This window comes from Pseudomonas oryzihabitans (assembly GCF_024652905.1).
Lineage (GTDB): Bacteria > Pseudomonadota > Gammaproteobacteria > Pseudomonadales > Pseudomonadaceae > Chryseomonas > Chryseomonas benzopyrenica.
Genome location: NZ_CP102428.1, coordinates 273,814 through 284,697, shown reverse-complemented (window position 1 = coordinate 284,697; position 10,884 = coordinate 273,814). Strand labels below are relative to the sequence as shown.

The window sequence follows — 10,884 nt, the reverse complement described above, 5'->3', positions numbered from 1 at the left end:
GAATAGCAGCACCTTTTGCTGGCGACCGCTGCCCTGGAGGTTTACCGCTTATTTCAGGGTGGCGAGGATGTCTTCCACGGCGCGCGCCGGATCGGCGGCACGGGCGATGGGTCGACCGATCACCAGGTAGTCGGAGCCGGCGTCCAGCGCCTCGCGTGGAGTCAGGATGCGGCGCTGGTCGTCCAGGGCGCTGCCGGCCGGGCGGATGCCGGGAGTGACCAGTTGCAGCGCCGGTTGCGCGGCCTTGAGCGCCGAGGCCTCCTGGGCCGAGCACACCAGGCCGTCCATTCCCGCGCGGGCGGCGAGGCCGGCCAGGCGCAAGACCTGCTCCTGGGGATCCACGTCCAGGCCGATGTCGGCCAGGTCCTCACGCTCCATGCTGGTCAGCACGGTGACACCGATCAGCAGCGGCTTGGGGCCCTGGAAGGCCTCCAGGGTCTCGCGACAGGCGGTCATCATGCGCAGGCCACCCGAGCAGTGGACATTGACCATCCAGACGCCCATTTCCGCCGCGGCCTTGACCGCCATGGCGGTGGTATTGGGGATGTCGTGGAATTTCAGGTCGAGGAAGACTTCGAAGCCACGCGTGCGCAGGGCTTCCACCACCCCGGCGGCGCTGGCGGTGAACAGCTCCTTGCCGACCTTGACCCGGCAGCTGGCGGGGTCGAGGCGGTCGGCCAGCGCCAGGGCAGCGGACGACGAAGGGAAATCCAGGGCGACGATGATGGGAGACGGGCAGGCGGACATGGGAGCTCTCGGCAAAACGGCAAAGGCCGGCATTTTCGCAGAAAAGCGCCGCGCCGGCACTTGGCCGCTGTCTGCATGCGCTCCCCTCCTTCAACTCGGCTTGAGCAATCGCTCGCGCAGCCAGTTGCCCGCCGGACCCAGCGGCCGCCGCCGCGACCAGACCACGTCCACCGCCACCCGTTGCGGCCAGCCCGGCACGGCCAGCTCCACCAGGCGGCCCTGGCCGAAGGTCGTCACCAGCCACAGCGGCAGCTCGGCCCAGCCGAAGCCCTGCACCGCCATGTCCAGCAGCAGCAGATAGTCCGGGGCCGACCAGCAGCGGCCACGGGTATCCGGCAGACGGCTGACCTGCTGGGAGGCCTCGGTCACGGTGCTCAGACGGAGCAACCGGTAGGGTGCCAGGTCAGCCGGTGTGACCCGCTCCAGCGCGGCCAGCGGATGATCGGCAGCGACATAGAGGCCAAAGGTCACCAGGCCATCCAGGGTCGCCGCTTCGATATCCGCCGGATAGGGTGGCTGACCCGCCAGCAGGCCCAAGTCCGCTCGCCCCTGCACCAGGTTGAGCACATCGGCGTCCTCGGCGATCAGGCATTCGAATTCGAGATCCGGATAGCGCTGGTCCAGCTCCGTCAGCAGCGCCTCATACCGGGTGGGCTGATAGGTATCGGAGATCACCAGGGTCAGGCGTGGCTCCACCCCGGCCGCCAGCTGGGTGGCGCGATTGGCCAGGCGATCGTGAGCCGACAGCACGGCGCGGGCCTGGTCGAGCAGTTGCTCGCCGGCCGCCGTGAGCTGGGGATAGCGGCCCTGGCGATCGAACAGCAGCACACCCAGTTCGTCTTCCAGCCGGGCAATGCTCTCGCTGATACTGGACTGGCGCTTGCCCAGCACTCGCGCTGCCGCACTGAAGGAGCCTGCCGCAGCGGCCTCGACGAAGGCCTCCAGGGCGTCGGCATTGGGATACATATCGGCTCAGCCTATGGATACCATTTTGATCTCCCTAGCTTAACCGATGAGACTGAAGGCCTGTCCATCGTGGAGGCATCTCATGTCCAGCCCGCTCACCCAGCGTCCCGTCAGCGCCCGCATCCTGCACGCCCTGCTGTTCGAGGGAATCGCGGTACTGCTTGCCACACCAACCCTGGCCTGGCTACTGGATCGGTCTCTGGGGCACATGGGCCTGCTCACCGCAGCCTTTTCCGCCATCGCCATGCTCTGGAACCTGGTGTTCAATCTGGGCTTCGATCGGCTGCAACAGCGCCTGGGCTTCATCCGTGGCCTGGGTGTACGGCTGCTGCACGCCCTCGGCTTCGAAGGTGGCTTGATCCTGGTGCTGGTGCCACTGGCCGCCTGGTGGCTGTCCATCAGCCTGTGGCAAGCCCTGCTGCTAGACCTGGGACTGATCCTGTTCTTCCTGCCCTATACCCTGGCGTTCAACTGGCTCTACGACCTGGGTTATGCCGCCTGGCTGAAGCGTACGAACACGACTTGCCGGGCGCACTGATAAGCTCTCCCGTGGTCGAAGCCTTACAGCCACTCAAGGAGAAGAAAGATGCCCTGGTATGCCTGGTTGATCCTGCTGGTCGCCATCGGCTCGGTGGTCGGCAGCCTGCTCATGCTCAAGGACACGGCCCGCAAGGTGCCCTTGACCGACGAACAGAAAACCAAGATCCGGCAGCGCAATGCCGAGATGGATGCCAAGGAGGCCCAGGACCGCTAAGCGCACCCTGGCTCCCAGACAAGGCCCTGCCGCACCAGCGTGCCGCAGGGCCTTGCTTCGTCAGGATTCCAACGGCGCCTTGGTGTTGACGTACTCTGGCACCTGCGCCAGCGGCAGGCTGCGTACCTGCTCACGGGTCGGTCCCTGGCGTTTGGGTAGCGGGTCCAGGCGTTGCGGCTGACCGCTTTCCAGGGCGCGCTCGATGGCCGCCAGCACGCGCACGTCGCGCCAGCCCTCCTCCCCGTCCATTTCCGGCTGCCGATCCTGCAGGATGCAATCGGAGAAATAGGCCGTCTCGCCGCCGAAGTGATCCACTACCGGCGCCTTGTGCTCCTGGGTTTCGCCCTCCACGGTCAGGCGGTAGCCAATGGCGACGCCCTCCCCGAAGCCAAAGCACGGCGAGGCCTCGATCTCGCCCTTGCGACCGACCAGCTGGAAACGCTCGGTGTTGGGGCCGCTGAAGCTGACGGTAAAGCTCGCCAGCCGCTCTTCGGGAAAGCGCAGGGTCACGGTCACGGCATCCCAGGTGGTGACGTCTCGCCCGGGCGTCCGTACCCCTACCGCACTGACCTCAATGGGTTCGTCAGCGAAGAGCGCTCGCACGGCATTGAGCGGATAGGGCCCCATGTCGGTGACGGGACCGGCCCAGAAGCCACTCTGGGCGCGATGATTGGCCGTGTCGACCGGCTGGGTGAAAGTCGAGGTGAACAGGCGCGGATCGCCGATCTCGCCATTACGTACCCGCTCAATCATCTCCACCGTGCCCGGCTCACAGTGCAGGCGGTAGGCGATCATCAGCTTGGCTCCGGAGCGTTCTGCCGCGGCATTGATCGCCTGGCATTCTTCCTCGCTGATCGCCATGGGCTTTTCCAGCAGGACGTGAATGCCGGCGTCCAGCGCCGGTACGGCGAATTCCAGATGGCGGAAATTGGGCGTGGCCAAGTAAATGGCATCGATCTCGCCGGATGACAGCAGCGCCGGGAATTCTTCGTAGCTGTAGCTCTTGAGGCCGTACTTGGCGGCCAGGTCCCGCGCCTTGATGGGATCGCCGGTGACCAGGGCGGTCATCTCGGAATTGCCGGTCTGGCCGACCCCAGGCATGAAGGCGCCCTGGGAAATCCAGCCACCGCCTACCACCGCATAACGAATCTTGCCTGTCGCACTGGGCATGGAACGCTCCCGAATCCAGGCGGACGTTGTGTCCGCCACCTGAACTGTCGGCAAGCGTCGTGGCGAGTAAGTTCCGGACCGCTGTTCAACAACGGCAGGCCGCCCTCATCGGATTAGCGGCGAAAGCGCAACTCGACTTCCGCGCCTTCGAAATCGTCGCTGCGATCCCGGCTGATCACTCGACCGCCCAGTTCGAAACGACCAGGGTCGTCCTCCTTGCGAAACAGCTGCGGCAGCAGACCTGCTTCGGCCACGCTGTTTTCAGCACGTTTGGCAGCCCCGGGATGCGACCTCAAGGCCTGAGGCGTATCGGCCTCACTGGGTACGCTGAGGTCGAGCGGATGGGCCGGCGTCGGCGTGGCCTTGGGCACGGCAGGTTTCTTGAGTTGACTGTTCTTGGCCAGGTCCCGCTTTTTCGGCGGCGGCGCAGGCAGCACCAAGGCCTTGGCCGGGAGCGGATCCAGCCGATACGCGCGCAGATCGGCGGCAGTGGCGGGTGGCGCTTTGCTCACCGGCGACTGGGCCATCGGCGCAGGCGTTGGTGCGGAGGAGGTCTTGGCCGTCGCTGGCGGCGAATCATTGTCGCAACCCACCAGCAGCAGGGGCACTGCCAGCGCCATCATCGCCAGGTATTCACGCATGGGCCCACCACTCAAGGCATCGCGCCTGGACCGGAGCGGCAGACGCGATAGGAGTCAGTCACTACAACCGACCTTCCTGGCCGGCAGCGGGTTCCGAGGGCGCCGCTAGGCGGCCAGGGTTTCCTGGCAGAGCTGACGGGCGAGCAGTCCGAGGGTCATCAGCGCCCGCTGGGCATCACGCCCCCAGGGCAGCCCGCAATTGAGGCGGATGCAGTGGTTGAATTGGTCGGTGTTGCTGAAGATCATGCCCGGGGCGATGCTCACCCCCTGATCCAGCGCCCGCTGGTGCAGCAGGCGGGTATCCACCCGCATCGGCAGGCTGACCCAAAGGATGAAGCCACCCTTGGGCCGACTCATCTGGGTACCCTCCGGGAAGTGCTCCTGGATCGCCAGCTGGAAGGCGGTCATGTTGCGCCGGTATTCCTGGCGAATGGCGCGTAGGTGGCGATCATAGCCACCGTTCTCCAGATAGGCCGAGACGCCCATCTGGGTCACGCTGCAAGCGGAATGGGTGGTAAAGGTCTGCAGCCGGCAGATGTCTTCCTGATAGGGTCCGGCCACCACCCAACCGATGCGCACCCCGGGTGAGAGGGTCTTGGAAAAGCTCGAGCAGTAGATGACGCGCCCCTGCTTGTCGAGAGCCTTGAGCGCCTTGGAGCCGCTCTCATAGGTCAGTTCGCCGTAGATGTCGTCCTCGACGATGGCGATGTTGCGCTCGGCCGCCAGCCTGAGCAGCTGCTTCTGCCGTGCCTCGGGCATGCTGCCACCCAGGGGATTGCTCAGGCGCGCGGTGACTACCAGGGCCTTGACCGGCCATTGGCTGGCCGCCAGTTGCAGCGCCTCGACGCTGAGCCCGGTCTCGGGGTCGCAGGGGATCTCGATCACCTTGAGACCGAGCACCTCGGCCAGTTGCAACAGGCCATAGTAGGACGGTGACTCGGTGGCGATCAGATCGCCCGGCTTGGTCAGCACCCGCAGCGACATCTGCAGGGCATCCACGCAGCCATGCGTGATCACCACCTCCTCCGGCCCCACCACCACCCCGGCATCGCGCAGACGGATCGCCACCTGACGGCGCAGGGGCTCGAAGCCCGGACTGTGCAGATAGGAGAAAGCCGCACGGGCCTGGAAGCGGGTGACCTTGGACAGTTGCTGGTGCAGCGCCCGCAGCGGCAGGTAATCGGTCTGGGGCACGGCCATGCCCAGGGGCACCACCCCTTCGCGCCGGGATTCGGCGAGGACCTGGCTGATGATGCCGGCGCGGGTCACCAGGCTCGGTCGCTCCACCGTGGCGATATCCGGCGTCGGCGCGGTCAGCGCCGGAGTCTGGTGCACATAGAATCCCGACTGCGGTCGGGCACGGATCAGGCCCTGGTCTTCCAGGGTGGCATAGGCCTGCAGGACACTGGCATGGCTCACGCCCAGCTGCTGACTCAGCTTGCGCACCGACGGCACCCGCTCGCCGGGCTTGTAGACCCCCGTGCGGATATCGTTCGCCAATTGCTGGGCGATGCGCTGATAGAGCAACAGGTTGGTCATGGCGTCTTCCTGGACGAGAACGGAACAGTAGCAGGCTATTCTGGAGGTATACCGGTACAGCTAGCCTCGACCTTACCGCTTCCCTTCCCGGGGCGGCAATGTCCAAAAACGACAAGGAACCGGCGCACCCCTCCTTGACGCCAAGGGCTCTGCCGAGAGGCTTGCCGCGCCCGTGAAAAAGCCCGCCAAAGGGCGGGCTCTTGGCTGGCGAAAAACCTTAGATGGCCTTTTCCAGCTCCGGGATCAGTTCGAACAGATCGCCTACCAGGCCATAGTCGGCCACCTGGAAGATCGGCGCCTCCTCGTCCTTGTTGATGGCGACGATCACCTTGGAGTCTTTCATGCCCGCCAGGTGCTGGATGGCACCGGAGATGCCGACGGCGATGTACAGCTGGGGCGCGACGATCTTGCCGGTCTGGCCGACCTGCATGTCGTTGGGCACGAAGCCGGCGTCCACCGCGGCGCGCGAGGCACCTACCGCCGCGCCCAGCTTGTCGGCCAGGGCGTAGAGGATCTTGAAGTTGTCGCCGTTCTGCAGACCGCGGCCACCGGAGACCACCACCTTGGCGGCGCCCAGCTCGGGACGATCGGACTTGGCCAGCTCTTCGCCGACGAAGCTGGAAACACCAGCGTCCTTGACCAGGCTCACGGCTTCGATGGCGGCGGAACCACCTTCGGCGGCGACCGGGTCGAAACCGGTGGCGCGCACGGTGATCACCTTGACCGGGGCCGTGGAGCGCACGGTGGCGATGGCGTTACCGGCATAGATCGGCCGCTTGAAGGTGTCGGCGGATTCGACGGCGATGATCTCGGAGATCTGGTCGACGTCCAGCAGCGCGGCCACGCGCGGCAGGAAGTTCTTGCCATTGGTGCTGGCGGCGGCCAGCACGTGGCTATAGTTGGCGGCCAGCTCGACCACCAGCGGCGCGACGTTTTCCGGCAGCTGATGGGCATAGGCGGCGTTGTCGGCCAGCAGCACCTTGCTGACGCCAGCGATCTTGGCGGCGGCCTCGGCGACCGGCTCGGCATTCTGGCCGGCGACCAGTACATGGATATCGCCGCCGATGGCCTGGGCCGCGGCCACGGTATTCAGGGTGGCGCCGAAGAGGCTGGCGTTGTCGTGGTCGGCAATGACGAGAATGGCCATCAGATCACCTTCGCTTCGTTCTTGAGTTTTTCGACCAGTTCGGCCACGGACTTGACCTTGATGCCTGCCTGGCGACCGGCCGGGGCTTCCACCTTGACCACCTCGTAGGAGGCGTTCACCGCCACGCCCAGGGCGTCCGGGGTCAGGGTTTCCAGCGGCTTCTTCTTGGCCTTCATGATGTTGGGCAGCGAGGCGTAGCGTGGCTCGTTCAGGCGCAGATCGGTGGTCACCACCGCCGGCAGCTTGAGCGATACCGTCTGCAGACCGCCATCGATTTCGCGGGTCACGTTGAGGCCATCACCGGCCTGCTCCACCTTGGAGGCGAAGGTGCCCTGGGCGAAGCCGGTGAGGGCCGCCAGCATCTGGCCAGTTTGGTTGTTGTCACTGTCGATGGCCTGCTTGCCAAGGATCACCAGCTGGGGCTGTTCCTTGTCGACCACCGCCTTGAGCAGCTTGGCCGTGGTGAGCGACGACAGCTCGGCGGTACCGGTGTCGATCAGCACGGCGCGATCGGCGCCCAGTGCCAGAGCGGTACGCAGCTGTTCCTGCGCCTGGGCGGGACCTGCGGTCACCACCACGATCTCGCTGGCGATACCCTTTTCCTTCAGGCGCACCGCTTCTTCCACGGCGATCTCGCAGAAGGGGTTCATGGACATCTTGACGTTGGCCAGGTCGACACCGGTCTGGTCGGCCTTGACGCGGACCTTGACGTTGTAGTCCACCACGCGTTTGACAGCTACGAGAACCTTCATGAATCCCTCGATTTATTCTGGTGAATAAACAGGACGCCAAGGCGACCTTGCGTTGGACACGACCCCTGCCGCTCCAAGCTTGTTGCAAATTCTTCTTATGTTGACCTCCACGGCAGCAGGGGTCAACGCGACAGTCCGTCAGGGGCTGGTAACTCCCGAGTCTAACAGGCTTGCAGAAAATTTAAACAAACGTTTGAATGGGTGCCAGGGAGCACGCCGGATATAATGAAGTCTTTTGTTGCACCCCTACATAAATAACCAGATCGTGAGTTTTGCCTGAGGAGAGTAAGCCGTGGAACGCGAATACATGGAATTCGACGTGGTGATCGTCGGGGCCGGCCCCGCGGGCCTGTCCGCGGCCTGTCGCCTCAAGCAGCAGGCCGCCGAAAACGGCCAGGAAATCAGTGTGTGCGTGGTCGAGAAAGGCTCCGAGGTCGGTGCCCACATTCTCTCCGGTGCGGTCTTCGAACCCCGCGCCCTGGACGAGCTCTTTCCCAACTGGAAGGAACTCGGCGCGCCCCTGAACACCCCGGTCAAACGCGACGACATCTACCTGCTCAAGGATGATCGTCAGGCGACCAAGGTGCCGAATTTCTTCGTGCCCAAGCCCATGCACAACGAGGGCAACTACATCATTTCCCTGGGCAACCTGTGCCGCTGGCTCGGCCAGCAGGCCGAAGCCCTGGGCGTGGAGATCTATCCGGGCTTCGCCGCCCAGGAGCCGCTGATCGATGAGCAGGGCGTGGTGCGCGGCATCATCACCGGCGACCTGGGCGTGGATCGCGAAGGCCAGCCCAAGGAGGGGGTCTACACCCCCGGCATGGAGCTGCGCGGCAAGTACACCCTGTTCGCCGAAGGCTGCCGTGGCCATCTGGGCAAGCAGCTGGGCCAGAAATTCAAGCTTGGCGAAGGTGCCGATCCGCAGCACTACGGCATCGGCATCAAGGAGCTGTGGGAGATCGATCCGGCCAAGCACGAGCAGGGCCTGGTGATCCATACCTCCGGCTGGCCGCTGGACAAGGAGAATCCGGGTGGTTCCTTCCTCTATCACCTGGAAGACAACCAGGTGGTGGTTGGTCTGATCGTCGACCTGGCCTACAGCAATCCGCACCTCTCGCCCTACGACGAATTCCAGCGCTACAAGCACCACCCGGTGGTGGCCCAGTACCTGGAAGGCGGCAAGCGCGTCTCCTATGGCGCCCGTGCCCTGGTCAAGGGTGGCCTGAATTCCCTGCCGAAGATGGTCTTTCCCGGTGGCGCCCTGATCGGTTGCGACCTGGGCACCCTCAACCCGGCCAAGATCAAGGGCAGCCACACCGCCATGAAGTCCGGCATGCTCGCCGCCGACGCCATAGTCGCCGCCCTGGCAGCCGGTCGCGAGGGTGACGAACTCCAGGGTTACGTGGATGGCTTCAAGGGCAGCTGGGTGCAGGAAGAACTCCATGCCAGCCGCAACTTCGGTCCGGCCATGCACAAGTTCGGTCCGCTGCTGGGCCCGGCCTTCGCCTTCGTCGAGCACAACCTGCTGGGTGGCGCCCTGCCCTTCACCCTGCACGACCGACGCATGGACCACACCTGCCTGAAGAAGGCCGACGAGGCGCAACGCATCAGCTATCCCAAGCCGGATGGCAAGCTGAGCTTCGACAAGCTGTCCTCGGTGTTCCTCTCCAACACCAACCACGAGGAAGACCAGCCGGTTCACCTGAAGCTCAAGGACCCGTCGATTCCCATCGCGCAGAATCTGCCGTTGTACGACGAACCGGCGCAGCGCTATTGCCCGGCCGGGGTCTACGAGGTGGTCCGCGATGGCGGCGAGCCGCGCTTCCAGATCAATGCCCAGAACTGCGTCCACTGCAAGACCTGCGACATCAAGGATCCGGCGCAGAACATCACCTGGGTGGCGCCGGAAGGCAGCGGTGGTCCCAACTACCCCAACATGTAAGCGTAAAAAAAGGGCCCTTCGGGGCCCTTTCTCTATTCAACGGGCGCGACGGGAAAGAAGCTGCCGCGACTCCAGAGGCCGAGCCAGGCCCGGCCCTCGTGGGTGCCCTCCTCGACCCTCTCCATCAGCCGATAGAACACCGCCCGATTGAGCCGCGCGTCCAGCCCGCCACGCACCCGTACATAGGGTGCCGGCTGGTCATCCTGTTCTTCGAAGCGCAGCGGATGCTCGGCAGCGACGGCGACCCTGTCGCCCACGTTGGTGACCAGATCCAGGGCCTGCGCCTTGCCACTGCCACTCCACTCGACGTCCACGACCAGGAAGGGCACGTCTTCCACCTGGATGCCCACGCATTCCACGGGCGTCACCAGTACATAGCGCTCGGGATCGCGACGCAGGATGGTAGAGAACAGGCGCACCATGGCCGGGCGAGTGATGGGCGTACCCTGGTGGTACCAGGTCCCATCACGGGCGATGCGCATGTCGATGTCGCCACAGAAGGGCGGATGCCAGAGGTCCACGGGCGGCAGACTGCCCTCTTCGCCCGTCGGCAGTTGCGCCAACAGGTTGCGCGTCACATCGGCCTGGCTCACGTCTTTTTCCTCTAGCGACTGCCCAACCCTAGCAGGCGTTGGGCGTATTGATTGAGCGCTGGTCCGAGCAGGTCTTCCGGGCGCTCGTCGTAGAACGTCAGGAAACCGCCACGACTACGGATCCGCGCGGTGTCCACAAGGCGAAAGGTGGCGACCTCCACCAGCATCATCTGCACGACGCTGCGATCGCGACCGACCCGCCCGATATCGTCCTGATCTTCCCACTCCTCCCAGGTGCCAATGCGATCGTCTGCGCCGGCGAAGCGGGTATAGAGCACATAGTGGGCGCCCAGTTGCCGGGCCTTGGCCATGGCTTCATCGAAGCCCTCGGGCTTGTCCGCGCGCCTTACCCGCGGGAAAAACTCCACGAAGCCCTTGAAGGCCTCTTCGGCTACCACGTTGGGTCGAGCATAAGGATGGCCGATGGGTACGAAGGCGCCCTGGGCTATGTAGATATAGGAGTCGGCCTGCAAGCGAAAGTTGTTCAGCCGCTGGGTCTTGCTGTAGTCGAGCAGCCCCGCGTCGCGCAGGTGGTACTCGACACCGGACGCCATGTCGCTGACGTTCATGCAGCCACCCAGGCAGGCCAGCAGCACGGAAATGAAGAGAAAACGCAGTTTGACCATGAAAAGC

General features: G+C 64.8%; 12 protein-coding genes. 3 read left to right on the top strand and 9 right to left on the bottom strand.

Features of this window, described 5'->3' with window-relative positions:
* Positions 1–48: 48 nt before the first annotated feature.
* Entirely contained in the window at positions 49–747 is a 699-nt protein-coding gene (gene pyrF, locus NRG74_RS01320) for an orotidine-5'-phosphate decarboxylase (RefSeq protein WP_064307442.1), read from the bottom strand.
* Positions 748–837: 90 nt separating this feature from the next.
* On the bottom strand, positions 838–1,713 hold the full coding sequence (locus NRG74_RS01315; protein WP_257705543.1) for a LysR family transcriptional regulator: 876 nt from the start codon (positions 1,711–1,713) through the stop codon (positions 838–840).
* 82 nt (positions 1,714–1,795) lie between these two features.
* On the opposite strand from NRG74_RS01315, the gene NRG74_RS01310 reads away from it, so the two are divergent.
* On the top strand, positions 1,796–2,251 hold the full coding sequence (locus NRG74_RS01310) for a multidrug/biocide efflux PACE transporter (protein ID WP_257705542.1): 456 nt from the start codon (positions 1,796–1,798) through the stop codon (positions 2,249–2,251).
* Positions 2,252–2,299: 48 nt separating this feature from the next.
* Positions 2,300–2,467 (top strand): DUF2897 family protein, encoded by a 168-nt coding sequence (locus NRG74_RS01305; RefSeq protein WP_007160578.1) that lies wholly within the window; start codon positions 2,300–2,302, stop codon positions 2,465–2,467.
* A 60-nt stretch (positions 2,468–2,527) separates the two neighbouring features.
* Here the strand turns inward: NRG74_RS01305 and NRG74_RS01300 are convergent, their stop codons facing one another.
* From NRG74_RS01300 to NRG74_RS01280, 5 genes are all read right to left on the bottom strand, one after another.
* Positions 2,528–3,637, bottom strand: a complete 1,110-nt coding sequence (locus tag NRG74_RS01300; RefSeq protein ID WP_160923363.1) for a Gfo/Idh/MocA family protein — start codon at positions 3,635–3,637, stop codon at positions 2,528–2,530.
* Between the two features lie 113 nt (positions 3,638–3,750).
* A complete protein-coding gene (locus NRG74_RS01295; RefSeq protein ID WP_160923362.1) occupies positions 3,751–4,278 on the bottom strand; it encodes a hypothetical protein in 528 nt (175 codons plus the stop codon).
* A 105-nt stretch (positions 4,279–4,383) separates the two neighbouring features.
* The gene (locus NRG74_RS01290; protein WP_017641895.1) at positions 4,384–5,817 is read right to left on the bottom strand and encodes a PLP-dependent aminotransferase family protein; all 1,434 of its coding nucleotides are present in this window, start codon (positions 5,815–5,817) and stop codon (positions 4,384–4,386) included.
* Between the two features lie 217 nt (positions 5,818–6,034).
* A complete protein-coding gene (locus NRG74_RS01285) occupies positions 6,035–6,964 on the bottom strand; it encodes an electron transfer flavoprotein subunit alpha/FixB family protein (RefSeq protein WP_017641894.1) in 930 nt (309 codons plus the stop codon).
* Complete coding sequence (locus NRG74_RS01280; RefSeq protein ID WP_017641893.1) at positions 6,964–7,716, bottom strand: electron transfer flavoprotein subunit beta/FixA family protein; 753 nt, start codon at positions 7,714–7,716, stop codon at positions 6,964–6,966. Before NRG74_RS01280 ends, NRG74_RS01285 begins: the two co-directional genes overlap by 1 nt.
* A 292-nt stretch (positions 7,717–8,008) precedes the next feature.
* Here NRG74_RS01280 and NRG74_RS01275 point away from each other — a divergent pair, with 292 nt between their 5' ends.
* On the top strand, positions 8,009–9,658 hold the full coding sequence (locus tag NRG74_RS01275) for an electron transfer flavoprotein-ubiquinone oxidoreductase (protein ID WP_017641892.1): 1,650 nt from the start codon (positions 8,009–8,011) through the stop codon (positions 9,656–9,658).
* A 32-nt stretch (positions 9,659–9,690) separates the two neighbouring features.
* Here the strand turns inward: NRG74_RS01275 and NRG74_RS01270 are convergent, their stop codons facing one another.
* Positions 9,691–10,251, bottom strand: coding sequence for a DUF1285 domain-containing protein (locus tag NRG74_RS01270; RefSeq protein ID WP_257705541.1), 561 nt, complete (start codon positions 10,249–10,251; stop codon positions 9,691–9,693).
* Positions 10,252–10,262: 11 nt separating this feature from the next.
* Positions 10,263–10,877: a DUF4823 domain-containing protein gene (locus tag NRG74_RS01265; protein WP_017641890.1), complete on the bottom strand. Its 615-nt coding sequence runs from the start codon at positions 10,875–10,877 to the stop codon at positions 10,263–10,265.
* Between the last annotated feature and the right edge of the window lie 7 nt (positions 10,878–10,884).